19 protein-coding genes are annotated in these 23,356 nt (G+C 56.4%); 11 read left to right on the top strand and 8 right to left on the bottom strand.

The genetic code is table 11. The annotated features are described in order from the left end of the window. Together VNX88_23600 and VNX88_23595 are read right to left on the bottom strand one after the other, a co-directional pair. Window positions 1-301: hypothetical protein (locus VNX88_23600; protein ID HWY71672.1), on the bottom strand; the 301-nt coding region annotated here is incomplete at its 3' end. Window positions 302-426: 125 nt separating this feature from the next. Beyond that, window positions 427-1,923 (bottom strand): hypothetical protein, encoded by a 1,497-nt coding sequence (locus tag VNX88_23595; protein ID HWY71671.1) that lies wholly within the window; start codon window positions 1,921-1,923, stop codon window positions 427-429. A gap of 871 nt (window positions 1,924-2,794) precedes the next feature. On the opposite strand from VNX88_23595, the gene VNX88_23590 reads away from it, so the two are divergent. The 5 genes from VNX88_23590 to VNX88_23570 all read left to right on the top strand — a co-directional run bounded on the left by VNX88_23590 (window position 2,795) and on the right by VNX88_23570 (window position 8,073). After that, window positions 2,795-3,004: a hypothetical protein gene (locus VNX88_23590; protein ID HWY71670.1), complete on the top strand. Its 210-nt coding sequence runs from the start codon at window positions 2,795-2,797 to the stop codon at window positions 3,002-3,004. A gap of 95 nt (window positions 3,005-3,099) precedes the next feature. After that, a complete protein-coding gene (locus tag VNX88_23585; protein ID HWY71669.1) occupies window positions 3,100-3,843 on the top strand; it encodes a tetratricopeptide repeat protein in 744 nt (247 codons plus the stop codon). A 235-nt stretch (window positions 3,844-4,078) separates the two neighbouring features. Beyond that, the gene (locus VNX88_23580; GenBank protein ID HWY71668.1) at window positions 4,079-4,765 is read left to right on the top strand and encodes a DUF3455 domain-containing protein; all 687 of its coding nucleotides are present in this window, start codon (window positions 4,079-4,081) and stop codon (window positions 4,763-4,765) included. A 205-nt stretch (window positions 4,766-4,970) separates the two neighbouring features. Beyond that, window positions 4,971-5,315 (top strand): PadR family transcriptional regulator, encoded by a 345-nt coding sequence (locus tag VNX88_23575; protein HWY71667.1) that lies wholly within the window; start codon window positions 4,971-4,973, stop codon window positions 5,313-5,315. Next, window positions 5,308-8,073, top strand: coding sequence for an ABC transporter permease (locus tag VNX88_23570; GenBank protein HWY71666.1), 2,766 nt, complete (start codon window positions 5,308-5,310; stop codon window positions 8,071-8,073). Before VNX88_23575 ends, VNX88_23570 begins: the two co-directional genes overlap by 8 nt. Before the next feature lie 120 nt (window positions 8,074-8,193). On the opposite strand, the gene VNX88_23565 is transcribed toward VNX88_23570, so the two are convergent. Next, a complete protein-coding gene (locus tag VNX88_23565; GenBank protein ID HWY71665.1) occupies window positions 8,194-9,897 on the bottom strand; it encodes an alkaline phosphatase PhoX in 1,704 nt (567 codons plus the stop codon). Between the two features lie 208 nt (window positions 9,898-10,105). Between VNX88_23565 and VNX88_23560 the strand changes: the two genes are divergently transcribed. Then, a complete protein-coding gene (locus VNX88_23560) occupies window positions 10,106-10,573 on the top strand; it encodes a hypothetical protein (protein HWY71664.1) in 468 nt (155 codons plus the stop codon). Between the two features lie 201 nt (window positions 10,574-10,774). On the opposite strand, the gene VNX88_23555 is transcribed toward VNX88_23560, so the two are convergent. Together VNX88_23555 and VNX88_23550 are read right to left on the bottom strand one after the other, a co-directional pair. Next, window positions 10,775-12,430 (bottom strand): trypsin-like peptidase domain-containing protein, encoded by a 1,656-nt coding sequence (locus VNX88_23555; GenBank protein HWY71663.1) that lies wholly within the window; start codon window positions 12,428-12,430, stop codon window positions 10,775-10,777. A 186-nt stretch (window positions 12,431-12,616) separates the two neighbouring features. Further along, window positions 12,617-13,678: an AI-2E family transporter gene (locus VNX88_23550; protein HWY71662.1), complete on the bottom strand. Its 1,062-nt coding sequence runs from the start codon at window positions 13,676-13,678 to the stop codon at window positions 12,617-12,619. A gap of 276 nt (window positions 13,679-13,954) precedes the next feature. Here VNX88_23550 and VNX88_23545 point away from each other — a divergent pair, with 276 nt between their 5' ends. Further along, window positions 13,955-14,863, top strand: coding sequence for a winged helix-turn-helix domain-containing protein (locus VNX88_23545; protein HWY71661.1), 909 nt, complete (start codon window positions 13,955-13,957; stop codon window positions 14,861-14,863). A gap of 109 nt (window positions 14,864-14,972) precedes the next feature. Next, the gene (locus VNX88_23540; GenBank protein HWY71660.1) at window positions 14,973-15,818 is read left to right on the top strand and encodes a hypothetical protein; all 846 of its coding nucleotides are present in this window, start codon (window positions 14,973-14,975) and stop codon (window positions 15,816-15,818) included. A 54-nt stretch (window positions 15,819-15,872) separates the two neighbouring features. On the opposite strand, the gene VNX88_23535 is transcribed toward VNX88_23540, so the two are convergent. Then, window positions 15,873-16,409: a DinB family protein gene (locus tag VNX88_23535; protein ID HWY71659.1), complete on the bottom strand. Its 537-nt coding sequence runs from the start codon at window positions 16,407-16,409 to the stop codon at window positions 15,873-15,875. Between the two features lie 161 nt (window positions 16,410-16,570). Between VNX88_23535 and VNX88_23530 the strand changes: the two genes are divergently transcribed. Beyond that, the gene (locus VNX88_23530; GenBank protein ID HWY71658.1) at window positions 16,571-17,005 is read left to right on the top strand and encodes a helix-turn-helix domain-containing protein; all 435 of its coding nucleotides are present in this window, start codon (window positions 16,571-16,573) and stop codon (window positions 17,003-17,005) included. A gap of 8 nt (window positions 17,006-17,013) precedes the next feature. Here the strand turns inward: VNX88_23530 and VNX88_23525 are convergent, their stop codons facing one another. Next, window positions 17,014-18,867 (bottom strand): mechanosensitive ion channel domain-containing protein, encoded by a 1,854-nt coding sequence (locus VNX88_23525; protein HWY71657.1) that lies wholly within the window; start codon window positions 18,865-18,867, stop codon window positions 17,014-17,016. Window positions 18,868-18,952: 85 nt separating this feature from the next. Between VNX88_23525 and VNX88_23520 the strand changes: the two genes are divergently transcribed. Together VNX88_23520 and VNX88_23515 are read left to right on the top strand one after the other, a co-directional pair. Next, complete coding sequence (locus VNX88_23520) at window positions 18,953-20,350, top strand: M20/M25/M40 family metallo-hydrolase (protein ID HWY71656.1); 1,398 nt, start codon at window positions 18,953-18,955, stop codon at window positions 20,348-20,350. A 567-nt stretch (window positions 20,351-20,917) separates the two neighbouring features. Next, window positions 20,918-22,738 (top strand): PAS domain S-box protein, encoded by a 1,821-nt coding sequence (locus VNX88_23515; protein HWY71655.1) that lies wholly within the window; start codon window positions 20,918-20,920, stop codon window positions 22,736-22,738. A 168-nt stretch (window positions 22,739-22,906) separates the two neighbouring features. On the opposite strand, the gene VNX88_23510 is transcribed toward VNX88_23515, so the two are convergent. After that, window positions 22,907-23,194, bottom strand: a complete 288-nt coding sequence (locus VNX88_23510) for a hypothetical protein (GenBank protein ID HWY71654.1) — start codon at window positions 23,192-23,194, stop codon at window positions 22,907-22,909. Window positions 23,195-23,356: the final 162 nt, after the last annotated feature.

The following is a 23,356-nucleotide window of genomic DNA, read 5'->3' as shown; positions in this document are numbered from 1 at the left end:
TGCGATTCTGGAAAATGGCACGAAGCACCAAGTCATTAAATGGAGCCTTTTTCCAGTCCAGAGGCAAAAAACCGAGCGTTGCAAGCACTCGTCGGTATTCGAAGTACCTGTAAGCCTGAAACAATAGGACTATGGATATATTGACGAATAACAACGCGAAGATGGCGAATGCTGCTGCGGTACCCCTGCTGGCTCTTTCACTCCAAGCTTGAACCATGCAGATTGTCGCCAAAAGCACGCACACGATAACAATCACAGTGGCGTAAACGGTAGAAAGCGCATTCTTTAGTTTGGAAGACATCGTGGCGAAGTATATCGTTCGCTGGGATAGGTGTTGAGATCAGGCGATTTCACTCAGAACCTGACTGTGAGTGAAATGGCGATTTCACACTCGTTAAGGTCTCATGTCGCAGTACGCGCACCGCACTAATTCGCCACGGCTGTGAACTTAACAACGTTTGGATATGACGATTGGATCGCGAGCCCAGGAGCCTTATCGTCCGAGTCGGCGGCGCGGAGCCGAAACATGATGTTGCTCGTTCTGGGTTGGCTTATGACGAACTGCCATCCGACTTCTTTTCCCCAGCCCTGCACTGACGGATCAGTGGTGAAATCTGGAAGTGAAAGCATGAATCCGCCACTAGAGTCGATGGGAGAAACAGCCAAGCGGAACGTCGTAAAACCTCCGCCCACCACGCCGAAAATCTGGTGCGCCACAACTGAAAGCTCCACAACCGCTGACTTGCCGGCAAACAGTTCGGGGTTCGTTATCTGCCCTTTTAGTTGAGCCGTCCGCAACGGCCGACACAACAATGATTGGGTAGGCGTTATGCCAGAGCTCAATTCCAGTACCTCGAATTGACAGCCGGGAAGATAGGCGAGGACCTTCAACTTTTCGGCTGGTTCCGCCAACTCATACGCGTTCTGCTTCGCTGGCTCGCGCAAGATGTCGGCGTAACCGTTCCCCGACCTGAATGCAACGTAATGGATTTGGACGAAATCGGAGCGGACGTTGTCGGGCAAACTTAAGACGAAGCGTAACGTATGTTGCGCTTGAGATTTGGCTTTCTGCTCGCCTTCTGCAGCCCACCACTCCCGGCACTCCGTGGCGTAGTATCCTGGCGTCTCGTCGAAATGCTTCCATGTAGGCACCCAGTCGATTGGGCCACCGCCAGCCAGCGATAGAAGTCCCTGCATCGCCGAAAAACCGTTATCTGCATTGGAGTCGTCCAATTCCTTGAGATACGTTCTTGCGCTGTGGAAGGATCCGATTCTCCTCAACGCTTGCAGAGCAGACATTCGCAGGTGGTAATCGTGGCCGCTGGTCGCAAACTGCTCCAGATACGGGAGGGTGGTCGAGTCACGGATGACCGCGATTTCGGATTGCAATGCAAATTGCATTTGGAACAAACGATCGCGCGGCAGTAAAAGTTCGTGCGGAGCGGGCGGCTGGTTCGCGAAGAATTCCGCAACCTCGGGCAGAACCGAGTAGTCCTTCAACCGTAGCAGCGCTTGCCAAACATAGGTCTTCACGAGCGGATTCGAACTTGCTTCCAGCTTCTTTAGCTCTGCGGTGGAGTGAAGCTGTTTCACGTTGCCGAGCATCCGGATACTGTCAAGCACGCGCTCCGGATTTGGATCTCGCAATCCGGCCTTCAGATCTAACTCAAGTAAGTACAGAGGGTCTGCGCCGTCCACGGTCTCACCGAGTTCGCGAGAGATGGGGAGCGCACCAAACCAAGTGTCGACAACGGCATACTTCCCGTCCTGCTGCATCAGAAAGAACAGTCGATAATCGCCTTTGCGAAGAACGAATGAGGGCCCATTGCCGATGGGAAATCCGTCGAACAGAACCGAAATAGAGGAGGTTTGAGGCGTGCCTTTATAACAGCGGTCTGGCCGCACGTGACCAACTGCGGTCATTCGAGGGATGCTCTCAGAAGATTGGACGAAGATTAGTGGGGGAGCGTCTGTAACCTCACCCTTGCACACCAGTGAAGATGCGGCGATCAGTTTTGGAATGTCTTCTGTGCCGGGAACTGGGCCGGGGTAAGCGCGTGCACAACCACAACTGACCAGGAGGATGAGTGCTAACCGGAAGACATTCGCCTTCATATGAACGCCTAACTGCATCGGCGGGAACAGGTCATATCGTAACTTACGATCCCTGCACCCGGGGCAGGCAGATTCATGATTTACGTAATCAGGCGATTTCACTCATTGACGCTCGACCGCCTTAAATCAGATTCGTGCCTTCGGACAACCCAGTAATTAGACACTCAGCCGAGCGCTGCTGAATTCCAACGGTCTGCGCATCGGTCTGGACTTCGCGTCCTTCCCACAACAACAGCGCGAGGCTCGCCGGTTTCGTTGACCGTCGTGTTGCGACAAGCACTGGTGCACATTGCGCACCTCTATGAATGAGTAGCCCTGTGCTTAGCAATCCACGAATTAGGAACGCCAACAGAACTCCAGCGCGTCGAAAATCGCTCGAAGTGTTTACAGTCAACGATGAAGTTCGGGAGCGGTCACGAAATATCGGCGAGTCGATCGGGATGCGCTCACCCATCCGCTACCGCGGACGGTTCTGACTTCGCCCGATCGCCCGATCACCCGATTGCTTGATGGTCCGATAGTTGGATCACGTGATCTTCGGTGCTTTATAAAAAAACATCTACAAATGCCCAAACGTATCTGGATTTGCGGTGTCTATTGTTTGAGCAGGCAGGCTCCCTGGACTGCCTTGTAACTGTCAAGCCGTCTTCTGAGTATTGAACTAACTAGAGGCTTGGGTATGTCACGTGTCCCCAGCGCACCTAAGGTTCCCCTCGTCCGAGGGACCGTTTCGGGACAGGATGAGCAGGAAGCAGCGCTTCATCCCGCATGGCAGGCGGTGATCCGCTATTGCAGGGAGATGGGATATGGGGAGATCGCGTGCCTCAAAATCCACGACGGTCTCCCGATCTCCGCGGAGGTAGTAACCAAGAAAATTCGCTGGTGTTGAACTGATTCGATAAATTCGGCCGACCGCGACAACCGGAGGCCGCCTGGTGCTTGGGTTTCAGCACAGGCGGCCTCTTTCTGTTTGGAGGTAAGAAAATGGTTCGTCAGTATGGTTATCGGTTCTGTTTCAGGAAGATCGCTTTCTTGCTGGGGTCTGCACTTCTCTCTGGTGCATTGCCGGCCCAAAACATCAACGACCTGAATCGGGCGCGTGAAAGAGCCCAGAAAGGCTACGTTGACGATCAACTTAAACTGGCGCATGCGTTTCATGCGGGCTCTGGGGTGCCCAGGGACCCGGTTGAGTCCGCGCGCTGGTTCCTGCAGGCGGCGAATCAGGGGAATGCAGAAGCGCAGACCAACATCGGATATGCCTACTCCAGGGGAGACGGTGTGCCGCTAGATTTTCACGAAGCCTTCAAGTGGTTTCAGCGTGCGGCACTCTCCGGTTACTCGCCGGCGCAGAACGATCTTGGCGTGCTGTTGATGCAGGGACTCGGAGGGCCGCGGGACATGTCCGCGGGAGTGAACTGGATTGCACGAGCCGCACGTCAGAAACTGGCAGCCGCGGAATTCCATCTTGGTCTCTTCTATTTGAACGGCATCGGTGTGCAGCCAGACGTGCGTGAAGCTATCGGTTGGATTCGAAAAGCGGCGAAGCAAGAGTATCCGGCGGCAGAACTCGTGCTCGGCATGATCTGTTCGTCTTCAAGCCAACGCGCTCCACTCATCCCAACAAGATGGATTGCTGACAAAAGCATGACGGAGTTTTTACTCGTCAAGGGCTCTCAGCAGCATCCAATGCAGCGCGTCGGGAAAGCATTTCCAAATCGAGATTCGTGAGAGGGTCCCATTTGTGAAGCGCTGCTTTGCCTAGGTTTCGTTCTGGGAGCCAGTCAAACCTGATGTTCAACCTGCGTGACCCCAATCGGAGGAATCAAGCCAGGTCGGCCCAACGCACTTAACAAAGCAGATACATGGCAAGGCGCTTTGGTCAGTACTGCGCCTGGACCTGATTGTCTGCCTCAGAACGTTAACTCTTCCCAAAAATGGAAATAACAAGGAGAACTAAAAAATAATGAGCCACAACTTTAGTCAATCGATGAAAAACACTGCGCGAGGACGAAGACTGTTCACAGCCGCGGTCGTACTCGGATCTGCATTCGGTATTGTCAGCCAAGCAGCTGCGCAAAGAGTTACGCCTCCGCCTACTTCCGATACCATTAAGGTGCAGGAGGGGAATTCTGCATTCCTGTTCGGTCATGGTGTTGGGACTCAGGGTTATATTTGCCTTCCCACGAGCGCGGGTGCCTCTACTGCTGCGTGGAACGCCAACAACGCTCGTCCCGAAGCCACTCTTTTTACGACGTTCTTCGGACAACAGGTGCAGATCATCACCCACTTCCTTAGCCCAGACACTCACCCCAACGGAATTGCCCCGAGCCCGCTACCCTTCGGAAGCGTGACCTGGCAGAGTTCCTTTGACAGCAGCAAGGTCTGGGCACAGAAGGTAAATGCGGTCCCTGCCGGCTCCGAGCCGAGTTGCCCGAACAGCGGCGCCATTGCCTGCCTGTTACTGCAGTCAATCGGGACGGAAGATGGGCCAACTGGCGGCAGGCTTCTGAGTAGAACCACGTTCATTCAACGCTTGAATACGAAAGGCGGATTAGCTCCCGCAGACGGTTGCTTCACAGCAAATGACGTGGGAAAACAAGCCCTCGTGCCGTACTCCGCGGACTACTTCTTCTTCAAGAAGGACGAGTAAGCGCGCTATTACCGTCATCCTTTGACGGTAATAGCGCTTCGCACCACTAAGGCAAGAACGGCCCACGGCCGCGACCGTGGGCCGTTCTCATGCATGCCAACAGCCCACCAAACAGCGCCAGAAAAATCGACCTAACCTTCAATTGCCACCACGGTCTAAGCCGATTGACACGTCAGTGCTTCAGCAATATATTGCACAGACATATATGGCAGCATCAATGCTGGATCGTGAGTTGAAGAAGGGCAGCGCCGAGTTGATGATCCTTTCGCTAGTGGAAGACCGTCCGCGGCACGGATACGAGATCAGCAAGATCATCGAGACTCGCTCAGGCGGAACGCTTCGGTTCAACGTCGCCTCACTCTACCCGCTCCTCTACAGGCTTGAGGATCGCGGATGGATCCAAGGGCGCTGGACCGAGAAGGCCGGTCAGCGGCGTCGGCGCTACTACAGGTTGACGGCCGCCGGACGGAAGGTGCTGAGAGCGCAGCGCAACACCTGGCAAGCGTTCGTGGCAGCGATGAGCAGTATTACGGGGTTGGAGAATGCCTGAGTTCAGAGACGAGGTCAGAAAGCGGCTGGCGCTGTTGAAACTCGAATCTACGCGCGAAGCGGCGATTGTCGAGGAACTCGGCCAGCACCTCGAGGACCGCTATGCAGAGCTGAAATCGCGAGGAACTCCGGAGCAAGACGCGTACGCTGCACTTTTGGCAGAACTCGATGAGCGCAACCTACTGGCCGATGGGCTGCGGCGAGTGGCGCGTCAGCCGCGTTTTGAGCCAGTGCCTGCAGGTGGACCATGGCATGGCGGCTCGCTGGCCCATCTCGGTCAGGATGTGCGCTATGCGTTGCGGAGCTTGCGGCTCAGTCCGGGATTCGCTGCGGTGGCGATTCTGTCACTTGCGCTGGGCATTGGAGCGAATACCGCGATCTTCCAGTTGCTGAACGCGGTGCGGCTGCGCAGTCTGCCGGTGAGGAATCCGGAGGAGCTGGTCTACCTGAAGCCCTCCAACAGCCACGGGCGGTCTGGAAATTTCCGCGGCAGCTTCTCCACTTTCACGAATCCGATTTGGGAACAAATTCGTGACCACGAGCAGGCATTTTCTGGGATCGCTGCCTGGAACTCGACCAGCTTCAACCTTGCGACCGGTGGAAGATCGCGTATTGCCCGAGGGATTTACGTAAGTGGCGACTTCTTTAATATCCTCGGCGTGCTCCCGGCGGCCGGACGGCTGATTTCGTCGGCCGATGACACTAAGGGCTGCGGCTCGCCGGGAGCGGTGATCAGCTTCCCGTTCTGGAAACGGGAATATGGCGGCAACGCGTCGGCTGTGGGCAGCAAGCTTACGCTTGACGGGCACCCCGCAGAGATCATCGGCGTAACTCCTGCCGGTTTTTACGGCATGGAGGTGGGACACTCGTTTGATGTTGCCGTACCGATCTGCAGCGAAGCCATCATCGATGGCGAGTGGAAAGTACTCGATCGTCGCGACGGATGGTGGTTGGCCGTCGTTGGCCGTCTGAAACCAGGATGGACTCCGGCCAAGGCGACGGCGCAGTTGGAGTCGATATCACCGGGAGTCTTCCAGGCGACTCTTCCGGAACGGTACAAGGAGAAAGAGGCCAAGGAGTTCCTGTCGTGGAAGTTGGCGGCCTATCCGGCGAGCGCTGGGATTTCTAACCTGCGCACGGAATACGAGCAGCCCTTGTGGATGTTGCTGGCCATTGCGGGAACTGTGCTGCTGATTGCCTGCGCGAACCTGGCGAACCTCATGTTTGCCAGAGCGAATGCACGCGAACGGGAGATCGCCGTGCGGCTCGCGTTGGGCGCGTCGCGTACGCGACTGCTCCAGCAGTTGATGATGGAGAGCCTGCTCATAGCCGGAATCGGGGCGGCGGCGGGCATATTACTCGCACAGGTTCTGACTCGAGTCCTGATCTCCTTTCTCATGACGAGCGGTGGACAGGTAGCACTGGATGTCACACTCGATTGGCGGGTGCTTGGCTTCAGCGGATTGGTTGCAGTCCTCACGTGCCTTTTCTTCGGACTTACGCCAGCCATGCGGGCCACGGCTACGCCGCCCATTGTGGCAATGAAGGCCGGAGCACGCGGAGCGATCGGCGGGCGCGAACGACTCGGAATGCGTCGAGTGCTCGTAGTTGCGCAGGTGGCGCTGTCGATGGTGTTGCTGGTAGGTGCACTCCTGTTCGTGCGCAGTTTTCAGAAGCTCGTCTCCGTTGATGCTGGGTTTCGGCAGACGGGAATCCTGGTAGCCGATCTCGATTTCACTCAGCTCAACATCCCCGTAGAGATGAGAAATGGCTTTAAGCAGCAACTCGCGGATCGCATGCAATCTCTTCCCGGAGTGGAAGCGGCCGCCGGGGTCTCCATCGTTCCCGTGAGTGGAAATGGATGGAATGATTCGGTCCACACGAACGCTTCCGGAGAAGAGCTGCAGGAAGTCTCCTGGTTTGATCGGGTGAGTCCGGGATTTTTCAAGACCATGGGCACTCCGATTCTTCGCGGCCGCGACGTGAGCCTCTCCGACACGCTTAACTCTCCCGCAGTCGCAGTCGTCAATGAAACATTTGTACGAAAACTCTTTAAAGACAAAGATCCGCTGGGGCAGACTTTCAAAGTCGACGAAGGCGCAGGCAAACCGGAATCGGTGTATCAGGTAGTCGGTGTTGTAAAAGACACGAAATACCGCACATTGCGTGAGGAGTTGACCCCGATTGCGTTCGTCCCGCGCGGTCAGGACAAACAGCCTGACACGAGTTGCTCCGTCGTAATGCGCTCCGACCTGCAGCTCGATTCGCTTACGACCGCGGTCGAGCAGGCGGTGGCGGAGATTAATCCGGCAATCTTGATTCAGTTCACTGTATTGAAGACACAAATTCGCGACACGCTCGTCCGCGAACGGCTGATGGCATCGCTCTCCGGATTTTTTGGAGTACTAGCTGCGGTACTGACCACGATTGGGCTGTATGGATTGATCTCCTACATGGCCCTGCGCCGGCGCAACGAGATCGGCATCAGAATGGCGCTCGGCGCTGACCGAATGCGCGTTCTCAAACTCGTTATGCGGGAAGCTGTTGAACTGCTTGGCATCGGACTGGTGGCCGGTGCGGCGCTGTCGTGGTGGGTGTCGCGCGCCGCCCGCAGCATGTTATTTGGAGTGAAGAACACCGATCCTACTATCCTGGGCGCGGCCATCGCATTGCTTACCATTGTCGCCATGATGGCAAGTTTTGTTCCTGCGCAGAAGGCTTCCCACCTGGATCCTCTGGAAGCACTGCGGGAAGAGTAACTCTGCATACCGACACACAGGACTTGCAGGTTTAGCAGCATTCAAACAACGTCGAGGCTCGCTTTGAAGAAAGAAAGGGCGACATTTATGTCGCCCTTTTATCTGCAAAAGCATTACTAATTACTCATCATCGTCGCGATCGTGGCCGCCGTTGAAGTCATCGCGGTCGTGTTGTCCGGATGCTGATGGCAGGATCTCGTACGTGACGTTGTCGCCATGCTGCCCGGTGTAGAAGAGCCTCCATCCGTCTTTGAACGGATGCGGATTTCTCGCACCCAGCAGGCCGTCTACGCCCGGATCGCCGTTAGAAAGATGCCAGCCGGTGATTTCGTTGTCTCCTTCGTTCTGGAGCTTGGTTCCTTTCACGGCCAGAAACCCGGAATCTAGTGTTGCCGAAGGATCACGTCCCTGGGCCAGCAGACGAATCGGTTGTGGTGCTCCTGAGGCTCCATAGTTGACCCGGACGTCAAACAAGAACGCAGAGTCGAGGGCGCTGTGATCGCTGTGCAAACCGTCGCCGCGGTCTTCCACGAAGACGATCTTGTCCTTCGTCCAGAAAGCTGTGTTGTCGAAGCCAGTGTGGTCGAGGTCGCCTAAGAAGAAGAGCTGCAGTGCGCCGACATCCGATCTGGGAGATGTCCGGAGCTTCATGATTGAGCCGAAGCCACCGAACGCGCTGCCAGCTTCAGTTTGTGCGTTGGTGTCCCCAGTCTCGTCGAAGAAGAATTCGGTGAAGTTCGAGCCGGGACGGAACTGACCATTTTCGGGCCGCTTGAACGGCGTCGCATTCGCTGCCTTTGCCGCAGCATTGGCGTTGAACGGAGCGGTGCTGCTCGTAGTGTTCTGGACAGTGACCCAGTTCGTACGGAATACGAGGCCATAGGTGTGCAGGTCCTTCACGTCCTGACTCAGGATGTCCGCATCAGCCTGACCGGCGTGGAAGATGATTGGAGAGCCCGAACGCCCGATTACCTGAAGTGCCTGCAGCTTTCCACCCTTCTTCAAATCACGCGGATCATTAGGGATGAAACGAAAGACGAAGCTGTTTGGCTGTTTTGCGTTCTTATTTACGGCACCCGCAGCTCCGCCGGAATCTTCGACAATCATCAGGTTGCCCCAGGGATCTGCCTGGATTCCCTCATAGCCGCCCCGGCCCATGATTCCGCCGAGATCTTCAACCGTCGATTTGAATGTGCGGCTCGAGTCATCTCCAAGAGTGGACTGAAAAACGCCGCCACGAGCGCCTCCTTCGACAGTGAACAGGAGGTGCTCAGAGAACGGATACCAGGTGGAACCGTCGATCGTTGGCAGCTGGAGGCCGTTTACGTCCTGGTCGGCCATCAGGGTGACGCGATGTGGTCCGTCGGCATCGAGGTTGATGCGCGTGATGTAGCCAGTCTGTCCCGTCTCATGCCCCTGAAACAGAAAGTGGGTACCGTAGTTGTAATTGGGATCGGATCCCTTCTGATTCCGCAGGATGAGGTAAGTGTTCTTGTCGGGCTCGGTCTTAGACGCTTCTATTTTTGCTACTCCGGTCGTATCTGCGCCGGGAGCCGGGAGCAGTGGACCATCGTTGTTGTAGCCATAGAAGCCAACCAATGCGGATGGATTCTCCACCGGGATTGCGCCTTGAGCGACCGGTGCTTCTACAAGCTCAGGTGAAAGAATGTCTGCCTTCCAAAACCCAGCAACTTTCGGGTTGGCAGAAGGGACTGAAGTGGGGTCGGCGGCGAACGCGAGCGAACCTAACGTCAACAGGCAGCATGACGCGAGTGTCGCTAGCCTTGTTGGGGCCTGAATCTTCGTATTCGTTTCAAAAAGCATTCGAATTCCTCCGGTCGCCAACCCTAGTTGCCGATTGTCAATACAAGTTGAGGAGAGAATGAATGTTCAGTGACTACGCAAATGCAGGGGGATTAAAAGGCACCTTCTACGGAGGTCATTCTGGAACTTCCCCGATACAATTCGCGTATTCACTATCGATCAGGGAGTTGTAGTAAGTTGTTGCATCCAGAAGGAAGACCTATCCCCTATGTACTGCAACTTCTGCGGCAACGCACTTGTGGCCAATCAGACGGTTTGCAACAAATGCGGCCATGCGGTAATCGGCAGGACGCTTCTTAGCCGCGTCGAACAACATCTGAGGTTAGTTGGGATCCTGTGGATCGCCTACGCACTTCTTCATGCTGTCGGTGGCTGCATACTGCTGATTGTTTCCAACACGATCTTTGGGCGCTACGGCAGCGGGGAGCATCCGGCGTTTATCCATCCACTTCTGAGCGGTATCGCTGTTTTCCTTCTAGCAAAAGCAGGCGTGAGTTTGATTACCGGCTTTAGCTTGCTTGAACGACAAAGCTGGGGCCGTCCTCTAGCCTTAGTGATGGCGTTCATTGCCTTGCTCAATGTTCCATTTGGAACAGCTCTAGGCGTCTACACCCTTTGGGTTCTAATGTCTCCGCAGGCTGACTCGGAATACGCTCGCCTGGTGGCTTCCGCCTAACTATTAGGGCAAGAAGAAAAACAAGAAAAAGCAGGAGAACCGCCCGCCTCCGCCCGTGTTTTCTGTTGGGGACTTCAAGAAGGTCTACATCTCGAACCGAAACAGGCTAGATCTCCTGGGACTCTTAGCAACCGCGGGCAAAACACGGCCGAGACGGACGGCTCTCCTATGACTGTTTCTTGTTCATCCCAACCTTATGAATTAACGCGGCAGCAGCGGCTTCGCGTAGCGGACTGGAATCGCGAAGTTCGAGCCTCCGAAGTCGCGGAGCATGGCTACGTTTACGGCGATCACTTTGCCTTCAGCATTGAACAGCGGACCGCCCGATCCCCCGGAAGTGGTTTGCGCGTCGTAGATGATCTTGTCGGCGAGGACGTCGCCGATGTGCCCTTGCGTGTTGGTCGGCCGTATCAGGTTGCGATGCGCCAGCTCGGTGACCAGGCTGGTTGGATCTCCGTTGGTATTGGCGGCGATCGAGCGCACAGCATCTTCGCTGGTTCGCGCGAGAATCGCATCTACGCCCGTGGGATAGCCGATCAGCACAACCGGCTGTCCGCTCACGGCGGCCTTGGGACTGTCATCCATCGACAGCAGCTTCAGCTTCAGTCCCGAGATGTTGCCGGCAACCACAGCAAGGTCAGCATCGGAGGAAATTTTTTGCGAGGTTACCTGAATGCCATGAGAGATGCCGGGAAAGTACGCAGTCATCTCGACAACTCTGGGTTCGAGGTCAACCGCCTGCTTCAGCAGTTCCGCGATGTCGTCGTTCTTCCACCAGGGCTCAACGACGTGATGGTTCGTAACGATGCGGCCGTCGGCAGAAACTAGAAACCCCGTTCCGAAGGCGTCCATGTGCACTTCGGGACCTATTCCACCGAGCTGAACCTGGGTGTGCCCATTCCCCTCCGGAGGCGGTGAGCCGTTGGGAGTCATCGCGGTGTAGCGAAGAATCAGGCCCGAACCTTTGTCGCGAAAGCCAACCACTACGTGCAGCAGGCATACGCTGGACGAGTACGAGCGGATTACATCCTGCGCAACCGTGCGTTCGGTTTCGAGTTTCTGCAGGCGGTCGTTCGACGTCCGAAGCTGGCGTTCGAGTTCTGCCACCTGCGATGGATCGGCCCCGGCTATCTTGTCGCGCAGTTCTTTGTTTTGTCGCTTTAGATCCTGGCGCTGCGCTTCGGTGGAGTCGGTCGCGCTTTGTTCCGCCTGGGCTCTTGCCTTGCGGGCCAGTTCCAGCAGTTCGCGTTCGCTCGCGATTCCGGTCTGCAACTTCGCAAGCGCGGTGTAAACGCGAACGTCTTGTCGTTGCGAACGCCAGTAGAGGAAGCCGAGTCCGCCGGTGGCGAGCGCCGCAACAACTATGAGTAGCGTGACGCCAAGACGCAGTGTACGTCGTCCTCGATTGAGCGCGCTGAGAACACGACGAGCTTCTCGCCGCGAATTCCGGCCATCACGCACGCTCGCGCGCAAATCGTCCTCGGGACGCTTCTCGCGAAGCTGAGCGCGCACGCGAGCCAATAACTCGCGATCGTCGAATGGCACAGAAAGCGCATCGTCGGCGCCCAGATCGAGCCCGCGGATTCGTTCCGCAGTCCCGCCCTCGGCCAGCATGATTACGCGAATATGCCGCGCCTGCTCCGACCGCTTTATATCCGAGAGCAGGTCGCAGCAGTCAAGATCGGGAGGACTCGCGCCCATAACGATCACATCGGGCATGGACGCCAGCACCATTTTCAAAGTGGCAGCGATTTGGCTCGAGACTTGATATCCCGCGTCAGTGAGAATCTTTGCAACGTGCTCGCGCGAGCTAGCGTCCACTTCAACTACAAATGCCTTGTCAGGTCCAAACTCCATCGAGAATTTCCTGCTGCCTTTCTTAAGCGATCCTCAGTGCATTTTAGTCCCGCGGATTTGATGTTTGTCGCCGACGAATAGTAGCAGCATTCAGAGAAAACAACGAAAGACCGATGGCCGCCCCGAATTGCTGATCCATGTCGAACTTGCCTGCAATCAAGAAGATTGCACGCGCGTCACTTGCTCTTAGGCATTCCTCCGCGCGACTTCATCGCGCAACATCCCAATTACCGCTCCTGTGACTGAGAGGATCACCGGACCCAAGAAAAGTCCCAGCATTCCGAAAGCGCTCAGTCCGCCGAGAAGAGAAAGAAAGATAAAAACCATGTGAAGCTGGGTGCCCGCCCGTACGATTAGCGGACGAACTAAATTGTCCACGAGTCCCACGACGCCAAATCCCCAGCCCAAAAGCACAACCGCCTTCAGCCAATGCCCGCTGGCGAGCAACACGACTGACATTGGCACCCACACGGTTGCCGATCCAACCACCGGCAAGAGAGAAGCGATGGCCGTGACAAAGCCCCACAATACCGCGGACTGTAATCCGAGAACATAGAACGCGAGGCCAGCAAGGGTCCCTTGGATCGCGGCCACCGCGAGCCCGCCATAGAAAGTCGCCGTTACAGTGGAGCCGATTCGACGGAATAGTTCCGACGCCCGTTCGTCGCTCATGGGCAAATTAGAAGTAACTCGCTTGAGTCCGGATCTGCCATCGCGAAAGAGAAAAAAGAGGAGCAGAAAAGCGATCGCCGCATCGACCAGCAACTTAAAGAAATTCGCAATTGCCCCCGCCCCGAACTGAACGATCGCCGCACTAGCTTGCCCCACATACCGCAGAGTTACACCTCGAATGTCGATTGGTGGGAGTCCAATACGTTGGCGAATCCACTCAGTTGCCACTTGTCCGTAATGCAGAAGGAGTTGTGCGATGCCGCCTCCAGCCGCGCTCTTCACTGTAAGCGTTTGGTACAGATCGGTGAGTTCGCGGCTCAGGGCGATCGCCAGAAGAACGAGCGGAAGTACGGTAGCAATCAGGGTAATGAGTGTGGTGAGTAAGGCGCGCGCCGATGGATTTCGCACAAGGCGGCGCAATTTCTCGTACAGCGGATAAAAGATAATCGCAAGAACTAGAGCGAACAGAATTGGTGCAGCGTATGGCCGCACCAGCAAGTAGGACAAATACAGACCGAGCAGGGTCAATACACTGAGGAAAATAAGCTCAGCCTGCTTGCTCAAAGTTGCCGTCACGTCTCTGCTCCCTGCTCCCGGAGGCCGGGAATGAGTTTTAGAGCTTTGCGCACGCGCTATTTCTCAAACTCATTATCGATCCTTCGTACGAGACAAGACGTAGCTTCTTTTTAGCTCTCACAAATTTCGATTTCCGAGCCGCCTGGGGCGTCGGGCTTTTATCGAGCAGCTTCTCGTTCCAGTTCTGGAGGTGAAAGGAGCGGACGGAGGCGTTCTGGCTCTTGTCTTGGCGCCGTGTTTCCTAAGACTTTTCTGTGCGAGAATCGTCATTATTCTATGACTGCAGAGCGATTTCGTTTCGGCATATTTGAGTTCAATCGAAGCGCGCGAGAGTTGCGCAGAGATGGGGTGCTGGTCCGTTTGCAGTCGCAACCTGCTCAAGTGCTTGTTTGTTTGCTCGAACGCGCAGGAGAGGTTGTGTCGAGGGAAGAATTGCGCCAGGCAGTGTGGCGTGAGGACACATTCGTTGATTTCGAGCGCGGTTTAAATTTCTGTATTGCACAAATTCGGGCTGCTCTCAAGGACAATCCTCCTGAGCCGCGTTTCATCCGCACAATTCCGAAACGCGGATACCAGTTCGTTGCCCCAGTCACTCCAACCAGCAATAGTGATCTGCTGCCGACACACCTCGGCAATCCCGATGCGAGATCGCGAGTCAGGACAGTGGCAAGCGTCCTCGCCCTTTGTCTCCTACTAGCCTCGTTGTTTGCTGCCGGCTACTGGGTGAAGAGCCGGTCCTTAGTGGAAAAGACTCCAATCGTTGCCGTATTGCGCTTCGATAACGAGACCGGCGATCCTGACATGACAAGGCTCAGCGACGCCGTTACCGACATGCTTGTCGCCGAGTTGACCGCCAAAGGAGACGGGCAGTATCGCGTGATCGGTAACGCCCGCGAACTGCGAGTCGCGCGCGAGCACCGTGATCTCAATGCTGTAGCTTCCTCTCTGGGGGCGTCCTATGTCATTCTGGGACAGGTGCAGCGCAGTGGGGATCAAACCCGCATTCTCGCTCACCTAATTCATCTCCCTGAACAAACCCATGTCTGGGTCACACGCATCGACCGCACTTTGGATAACCCGTTGACGCTCGAATCACAGGTGGCGCAGACGGTGGCCAGCCAGTTCTCTCCAAAAATTCGCACAACGTTCGTGCCCTTCGCCTCACGTCCGCGCGCAAGTCTCTGAAGGGGAAAGATTTTCCTCCTCACATTGTTCTGGCACGCTCTGCGCAGAACTCACTTGCGAATTCCCGGCATTCTGGCGAAATCTGCTGAAGCAAGAGCGGAGGAGCAAAATGTCTGAAAGCGTGTCACGAAGGCGCTTCCTGGCCGTCAGTTCGTTAACCGTCCCAGCCATGGCCATCGGCCTGCATTCCCGGTCGGCGCCAGCGAAATCTGATTCGGGACAAGGCGCCAAGAGTTCGTCAGGCGTAGCTGCGCCAGGAGAGCTCTATCCAGCAGAACCACCCGAGCTGGCACGGGAGACAGTGCTGGTTTCCCACTTCAACCTGGCGCGGGTTAAAGAGTTGGTGGCGGCGCATCCGTCACTGGCGAAAGCGAGTTGGGATTGGGGATTCGGTGACTGGGAGACTGCGCTCGGCGCCGCATCGCACATGGGGAATCGTGCGATAGCCGAATTTCTGCTGGCGAACGGAGCGCATCCTTCCATCTTTTCCGCAACCATGCTCGGACAAGTGGATGTAGTGAAGGCGTTCATCACGGCCCAGCCGGGCATTCAGCGGACTCGCGGTCCACACAGCATCAGCCTGCTCGCCCACGCCAAAGCCGGAGGCGATGCCTCGCGCCCGGTTTTTGAGTTTCTCCAGTCACTTGGAGACGCTGATGCGCCCGCCGAAGCGCCGCTCGGGGACCAAGAGCGTGCTGCCATTCTGGGAACTTACATCTTTGGTCCAAGCCCTACGCAGCAAGTCGATGTGACGGTAGAAAAGGGAAAACTCACCTGGACGCGCCAAGGGACTATGGGTCGTGGCCTGTTTCATCTGGGAGAGCAGGTGTTCCACCCCAGCGGCGCACCAGCGGTTCGCATTCGTTTTACCCAAGATGCAGGAGTGAGGACGATGACGGTCAACGATCCGGACGTTGTACTGGTGGGAAAGATGAGTCGAACGCCGGGAGTGTGAGCGGCGACTGATTCCCGACCGATCCCGCGCAGGCGGGATCGGTCGGGTGAGCTGTTAACTGGCAACCTTGGCAGCGGCTTCGCGCGCCTGCTGCCGGTTTCGTGTGAGGTGAGGCACGACACCAAGTAAGCGCTCGATCACCGTCAATTGCCCCCGGTGCTGCATTTCGTGCTCTTTGGTTCCGAGCAACATTTCAAAACGGGTTTTGAACACGCCGCCGGGCATGCGCACTTGCTCGGCGAGTATCGATTCGGGAAGGCTCCCCACCCACTCGCACCAGCGCTCTCCTTCAGTGCGCAGCAGTTCGACGATCTCGCGCTTTGATCGCGGACGCTTCTCCTCGACTTCCGACTTCCCGAGGAGCGCCCCAAAGTCGAAGCCTTCGAGCGACGAGAGATGTTCCTGTTCGTGCACCACACGATCGAATTGTGCCAGCCGCGCGATGTGTACAAGCGTCTCCGCCGCCGAGCGGCTCTCGGGCGTAGGACGATAGCCGTAGTCTTTCTCTGCGATGTCTTCCGCAATCTGAATTGTGTTCTTGCGCACTGTGCGCATGCTGTCCACCAACTGCTTAGGTCCGTAGAAATTCATGGTCCCTCCTTGCGGGATGAGTTGTGGCTGTTTCCTTTAAGCGCGAGCGCTGCCGGACCGCTGCGGACCGAAGCGCGATCACTTGCGTAATGCAAGCAGTCTATGAAAGATAACTTGTGAAATGCAAGTCATATTCGTTACAGTATTTTTAGTTTAGTAAGGTGCCACGCAAATCACCAGATCCCTGCAGGCGATCGGGCTGTCCCGTAAACATCTCGCTGGAGATGATCGGGGACCGCTGGTCTCTATTGATCATTCGCGACATGATGATGCGCGGGTTCCGCACCTACCGGGAATTCCTGAACTCAGAAGAAGGCATCGCCACGAACATCCTGGCGGACCGCCTTCGGAAGCTCGAAGGCAGCGGAATCATCTCTACTTCGCGCGATCCCGGCGATCGCCGCAAGCTGATTTACAAACTCACGCAGAAGGGCATCGATTTAGGTCCGGTTCTGTTGGAACTGGCGTCGTGGAGTGCGCGCTACGAAGAGACGGATGCCTCCCGAGCCATGATTCAGAAGATGGAAAAGAACCGCGGAACGTTCATCGCCGGGATTCGCAGAAATTGGCAGCAGGACAAAAAAGGACCTGCCTGAATTCATGTTCAGCTTGGCGTAGACGCGGACTGTGGCGAAAGGGAAGCGCTGCGCGTCGCAAGTCCCTCCCCCAGCAGATCGACAGCGGCATGATTTAGCTGGGCACGCAACTGCGAACGCTCGTGGGCGCGCGTGATGTAGCGCACAGAAATTTGCGTGCCGCCAATCACAGGTTTTACGGTGATCGCGGGCGCCGCCGAGAGGGCGTTCATGTCGCGCGATTTTGCCGCGCCCCGCCATTCCTGCTCGGCCTGTCGAGCGCTTTCCGACGTCATTTCCACAACCTTTTTCTTGATGGCATCGACGATCGGATATGGATTATTTCCGGCCGGCAAAACGATCTGTAACTCATCCCACAGCCACTGTCCCGAAGTGGAAAAATTGAAGTAGTGACCTTCGATGGCAAAACTATTTGTAAAGGTCACACGGCGTCCGGTGGGATGGCCCGAGTCTGTCCAGTTGCCGGTCTCGAGCAGCACGGTATGAAACATTCCGAGCTGCACGACTTCCCCAGTGACGCCGTTAATTTCCACCCAGTCGCCGAGGCGGATTCCGTCCTTTCCCATCAAGACAAACCAGCCAAAGAACCCGACGATGAAATCCTTCAGGGCGACCGTCAGGCCGGCGCCCGCGAGTCCCAAAATAGTTCCGAGCTGGTTCGGCGGACCGAATATCACCAGCAGGATCAGGAGCACGGCGACAATCTGCAGAGTAACACGCGTAACCGCGCGCAGCGTCGCCACGCGGCGACGGTCCATCGGCATCTTCCCCAGCAGGCGCTCAATCCAGCCATCGACGAAGAGCCCTATGATCGCGATCATCAGAATGATCAGCACGCCGTACAGCGCGCGGTTCACTACCGAGCGCTTTTGCCCCGCGACAACGTCGATCCACTTGCCGTACACATTGGCCAGTTGCTTTTCGTTGTCGATTCGCTTGTCAAAATTGGCCAGCATCTTTTGATCGGCGGCCCGGAGTTTCGCCGTGTTCACCATCGCCGCCGATTCTTGGCGAGTGGGGCCGCCAGACTGTCCGCCGGGGATCGCCGTCGACGCACTATTCGTCGCAACCGTGCCCGGTGATTTTTCTTTTTGCGCCCCGATTTGCTGCTCGAGAGAATTGTGCTTCATGGCCAGCGTGGTTGCTATCGACGCCGCATCCTGCTTTGCCTGCGACAACTGCGACTGTTTCTCATGTAGTGCCGACCATTGCTGGAGCCGATTGACGAGCCCACGCGCTGCAGTCGGTGCACTAACTGCCACCTTGGTTGTGTCTGAGGCTTGCGAAGCCGCCTGGTGTTCCTGCACCAGCGCCTGGATGCGTCCCTGCGGATCGCCCCCGGCACGGATCATGTCCTGCTTCGCATCATCCACTTCGTCCTGAGCCAGTTCCAGCCGCGCCTTGGCCACATCGAGCTGATCGTCCAGCGCATCTTTCCGCGACCCGCTGGCCTTCGCGTCCGCGGCCGTCAACTGCGCGAGCTCAGCCTGTTGCGCCGCGAGGGCGTCCTCCCTCGTCTGCAACCGCGCCTGAATCTCCTTCGCCGCGGCGCTCAACACCGGCGGATGCTCTGTCGTGTCGATCACCGCCGCCGCAAACGCCAGATCCATTTCAAGGTCCCCAAGCCGCAGCGCTTCCTGCGCGAAAGGGAACTCCTCCGTGCTAATCGGCATCCGCGCCAATCGCTGCGCAGTAAGCAACGGCGTCTGGTCCACCAGCCCGGCCGGTCCAGTCGTGCCTTCCCCCGTTGTTCCATTTCCGGAACTAAAGGGGCTCTGCGATCCAGTGCGCACCAGTCCATAAATTGTGGCACCCAGCAGTACCAGCAGAACAATCGCAACGATCCTTCGCTTTTGTTTCATTCTTGGTCGGAAATCCTGATTAACGCCATTCTAGTACCGCCTGAGGCGAGATCGGCACAGCCGCTCTGCTACATTTGTTAGCCGCATGAAACCGACGAATGCAAAACTGTTCTCTCTGATTGGCGCTATTGCGCTTTGCAGTACGGCGTCATGTACGCAAAGCCAGCCCGCGACGTCTGCCGGCAGCGAAGCAGTCGATTTCCTGATTCAGCTCGTCAGGGTCAACACCAGCAATCCTCCCGGGAACGAGACACAGGCAGCGCAGTACATCAAGAGCGTTTTGGATAAGGAAGGCATTTCCTCCGAGATTTTCGAGTCCGCTCCCGGTCGCGGCAATATCGTCGCTCGCCTGAAGGGATCAGGAAAAGCTCGCCCCCTGATGCTGATGGCGCATCTCGACGTCGTCGGAGTGGAGCGCGAGAAGTGGACCGTCGATCCTTTTGCCGGCGTGATCAAAGACGGGTATCTCTACGGACGCGGTGCCAGCGACGACAAAGGCATGGTGGCCGCCAACCTGGCTGCGTTTCTCCAGTTGCACCGGGAGAAAGTTCCGCTCGATCGCGACATCATCTTTCTCGCCGAGGCAGGCGAAGAGGGCACGCCGAAGTATGGCATCGAATACATGATCGAGAACCACTGGGACAAGATCGATTGCGAATACGTTCTCAATGAAGGCGGATCGATCCACATCAAGGATGGCGCAGTCAACTATGTCTCAATCGCTACGACGGAAAAAGTCCCTCGCGGCATAATCGTAACCGCGCGCGGAACCAGCGGACACGGATCGATACCGCGTCCTGATAATCCGGTTGTGCATATCTCCGAGGCCGTGGCCAAACTAGGCAACTGGCAAACACCCATGCGCCTGAACGGCACAACGCGCGTCTATTTTCAGAAGCTCGCGCAGATCGCCGATCCGGAATTGAAGTCTCTGCTGCAGAACCTGAATGCCCCCGAAACCCAGACCGCGCTGCAGCAGAAGTATTGGATGGAGTACTCGAAGCTTCGCACTTCGATTGTGCCCACCATCATCAAAGGCGGCTTTCGCACCAACGTGATTCCCGGCGACGCCGAAGCCACACTCGACATCCGCGCCTTGCCCGATGAAAACATTCCTGCGCTGATGGAGCAGATGAAGAAGCTGGTGAACGATCCCGCGATCGATATCAAGAGAACCTCGGGCAACGACCGTCCGGCGTCTCCTCCATCGCGGCTCGATACCGATCTCTATCGCGCCATGGAAGCCACTGCGAAAAAGATGTTCCCGAATGCGATCACCATGCCCGACATGCTCACCGGGGCAACGGACTCAGCGCAGCTTCGCGCCAAAGGGGTGCAGGCGTATGGAATCAGCACGCCGAAAACGGACGACGATGCCCACCGCGTCCACGGCAACGATGAGCGCACGAGTGTCGACGGCCTGAACACCTTCACGCGATATCTGCATGACGTGGTGATTGCGGTTGCGGGGCAGAAGCAATAGTCATAAAAGCCGACCTTCCCCTGGTTGCCGACGCATGCCGATTTTCCCGTGGCAGGGAAAAGAGCAGGGAATTTTTCCCGCGAAAAATATTTTTTGGAGCGGGACCCGCATAAACACAGGGGATTCGCAATCCACCAGGGAATGAGCAGGGAAATTGCAGGGAATCGTGCAGGTGCCTGCCGGCTTCATGGCCAGATTCCCAAAACGGACAACGAATTTGTTTGACGACCCACCACTACCGTGGTACCACGAAAATTAGGGTGACACAAGGATCATCCGCTTGAGCGCGAGCGGACAATTTCCTCTTGCGCTTCGATCAGCTCAGTAGTAGGAGGGCTAAATAGTGGTCTCAGAAGCATGGCGGGCCCACCTCTGGGAACCGGGAATTGTGACCTACTATCGAGAGGAGGCGGGGAAGGCCAAGAGAAGCAGCAAGAACCGGACGCGCCAGTGCGTCTAACCAGAGAGTGGTACTACCGCACACATGGAATGAGGTGAGGGAATTATGGTTCGTTGCTCGTAATCGAGTGAGCGGCGTTACAATCACAGCGATTCGGGGGTATGCCGATGGGTCGCGAAAGCCAGGCCGTTCGTTTATCTGCGCAGCCTGACGATCAGCTTCGACAAAAAGCCCTCCTCGACGAACTGTTTGCGACAGTGCCAGAAGCCATCGTTTTGCTCGACACCGATGACCGCATTTTGCGGGTCAATCCGGAATTCACCAGGATTTTCGGTTATGCCGAAGAGGAAGCGTTGGGGCGTCCGATCAATGAGCTAGTCGTTCCAGAAGAACTTTGGGCTGAGGCGGAAGAGTGCACCCGCCGTGGTACTCGAGGAGAGATCCTGAACGTCGAAACGACGCGGAAGCGCAAGGATGGCACCCGCGTTCCGGTCTCGATTGTCGGTGTACGTGTGTCGATTGCGGGAAGCCAGATTTCCGAGTACGTAATCTATCGTGACATCACTGAGCGCAAACGGGCTGAACAGGCTTTACGTGAAAGCGAAGCATATCTGGCAGAAGCACAGAGGCTAAGCCAAACCGGCAGTTGGGCCTCGAAACCTTTCGCTGATAGCAGGTACTGGTCGGAGGAGTGCTACCGCGTGTTGGGGTTCGACCCCGCTGGGCCGCCACCGTTATTTGAAGAATTCTTTCATCGAATTCATCCGGACGATCAGGCCGCGAGCAGGGAACGGTGGGAGAGAGCCATCCGCGACAAAGCGGATTTCGAATTTGGGTACCGAATCGTCCATCCCAACAAAGGGATCAGGGACATTCACGTCCTGGGCCATGCGGTCCTCAACCAATCCGGCGATCTCGACGAGTTCGTAGGTACCGTGATCGATGTCACCGAGCGTAAGCGTGCGGAGCAGGAGCTTCAGCAGCTCGTTGATTTTGTTCCCCAGTTAATTGTGGTGTTCGACTCGGACAGCAAGGTGATTCACGCAAATCGTTTCGCCCGCGAATACACAGGTCTGACACTTGAGGAGTTTCGGTCCCTGGACGTGATCGGGAGGGTAATTCATCCCGACGATTTGGAGAGGGTGCGAGCGGCACGCAAGCATGGGTTTGCCGGGAGTGAGCCGTTTGAACTCGATGCAAGATTTCTTGGAAAAGACGGCATCCATCGCTGGTTCCTGGGGCGGTACAACCCCTTGGTAGAGGAAGGCCGAGTCAGAAGATGGTACGTGAGCGCGACGGAAATTGAATCGCGTAAGCAGGAGGAAGAACGGATCCGGCAAGAAAATGTGCGGCTTGAAGAACGAACCCGGATCGCGCAAGAACTCCATGACACTCTTCTGCAAACTTTCCAGAGCGCCTTGCTGCATCTGGGTGTGGCGCAGGACGGTGTAGCTCAAGACTCGCCCGCCAAACCGCAGATAGATCGAACTCTTGAGATCATGAGGCAAGGGATCGAGGAGGGCCGGAACGCGATTCAGGGCCTCCGCTCGTCCGGCTCTCAAACCTCAGACCTGGTTGTTGCTTTGTCTCGTATTCAGCAGGAACTCGAGGTCCAGTCCAACATTGACTTCCGCGTCGTAGTCACCGGCCGGCAGACGCAGTTGCCATGCCAGATTCAAAATGAGATTTACCAAATTGGCAGAGAGGCCGTGCTCAATGCGCTTCGTCATTCCGGGGCAAAACGCGTCGAGTTAGAACTTGAATACTCCGACAGTAACTTGTGCGTGCGGATTCGGGACAACGGACGTGGAATCGATCCTCAGGTGCTCGAGAAAGGGCGTGGCGGACACTGGGGCCTGGCAGGCATGCGGGAACGTGCGACGAGAATCGGCGGGCTGGTCAAAATCCTGAGTAGTCCAGTTTTAGGTACTGAGGTCCAACTATCCATCCCAACTGATGTTGCGCTCAAAGCTGCCAGCCCTGGGTAGTGTCCTGGAACCTGGGGACAGCTGTCCCTGGTTTTCCTTGTTGCGAACAATGCGGAGTGTAGGAGTGTTTTGGTGCACGATTTTTTAAAGACTGTCATTCTGAGGCCCTCCGTTGGCCGAAGAATCTCCCGCGGTGCGTAGGACTTGATTGCTGCCAGTAGGGCACTTTCACGAGGAACCCGGAATTTTCAGTTTTATTCGTGACGCCACAGTGGCGTCAGCCTCCGCCTTCGACTGTCGCGGAAATAGGATCTGCCGGCCCCAATGTTCACTCAGATCATGCCAGCGTGGATTCGCCGATTCAATCAACGCGATCTTCTTCGCTCGCTTCCAACCCTTTAATTCCTTTTCCCGGCCGATCGCTTGGTAGACATTGTCGTAGCGCTCGAAATACACGAGGTAGTGGCAGTTGTATTTCTTGGTAAAGCCCTCGAACGTCCATTCTTGTGCTGCCAAACACGATGCTGTAAGTCGCTCGTAATGCCAATGTAGAGCACGTGTGTCCGGCTGCACATGATGTAGACGGAGTAGCAGTGGTCCTTCACGGCTCGACATTGTACGCGGTGTTGGCCGAAGTGCCAGTAAGCTGCAATTCAGTCCGAGACATCGCGGGAGATT

It is taken from the genome of Terriglobales bacterium (assembly GCA_035567895.1).
In the GTDB taxonomy this organism is placed as follows: Bacteria; Acidobacteriota; Terriglobia; order Terriglobales; family Acidobacteriaceae; genus Gp1-AA112.
Note: the sequence above shows the minus strand (reverse complement) of the source record. Positions and strands in the feature narration are given on the sequence as shown.

Bases quoted from the DNA above. Each gene is read 5' to 3' on its own strand.
- VNX88_23545 (HWY71661.1), top strand. From the start codon at position 13,955: ATGACTGCAGAGCGATTTCGTTTCGGCATATTTGAGTTCAATCGAAGC.
- VNX88_23560 (HWY71664.1), top strand. From the start codon at position 10,106: ATGTACTGCAACTTCTGCGGCAACGCACTTGTGGCCAATCAGACGGTT.
- VNX88_23570 (HWY71666.1), top strand. From the start codon at position 5,308: ATGCCTGAGTTCAGAGACGAGGTCAGAAAGCGGCTGGCGCTGTTGAAA.
- VNX88_23535 (HWY71659.1), bottom strand. From the start codon at position 16,409: ATGAATTTCTACGGACCTAAGCAGTTGGTGGACAGCATGCGCACAGTG.
- VNX88_23520 (HWY71656.1), top strand. From the start codon at position 18,953: ATGAAACCGACGAATGCAAAACTGTTCTCTCTGATTGGCGCTATTGCG.
- VNX88_23580 (HWY71668.1), top strand. From the start codon at position 4,079: ATGAGCCACAACTTTAGTCAATCGATGAAAAACACTGCGCGAGGACGA.
- VNX88_23585 (HWY71669.1), top strand. From the start codon at position 3,100: ATGGTTCGTCAGTATGGTTATCGGTTCTGTTTCAGGAAGATCGCTTTC.
- VNX88_23540 (HWY71660.1), top strand. From the start codon at position 14,973: ATGTCTGAAAGCGTGTCACGAAGGCGCTTCCTGGCCGTCAGTTCGTTA.
- VNX88_23595 (HWY71671.1), bottom strand. From the start codon at position 1,923: ATGACCGCAGTTGGTCACGTGCGGCCAGACCGCTGTTATAAAGGCACG.
- VNX88_23515 (HWY71655.1), top strand. From the start codon at position 20,918: ATGGGTCGCGAAAGCCAGGCCGTTCGTTTATCTGCGCAGCCTGACGAT.
- VNX88_23525 (HWY71657.1), bottom strand. From the start codon at position 18,867: ATGAAACAAAAGCGAAGGATCGTTGCGATTGTTCTGCTGGTACTGCTG.
- VNX88_23555 (HWY71663.1), bottom strand. From the start codon at position 12,430: ATGGAGTTTGGACCTGACAAGGCATTTGTAGTTGAAGTGGACGCTAGC.
- VNX88_23590 (HWY71670.1), top strand. From the start codon at position 2,795: ATGTCACGTGTCCCCAGCGCACCTAAGGTTCCCCTCGTCCGAGGGACC.
- VNX88_23565 (HWY71665.1), bottom strand. From the start codon at position 9,897: ATGCTTTTTGAAACGAATACGAAGATTCAGGCCCCAACAAGGCTAGCG.
- VNX88_23575 (HWY71667.1), top strand. From the start codon at position 4,971: ATGGCAGCATCAATGCTGGATCGTGAGTTGAAGAAGGGCAGCGCCGAG.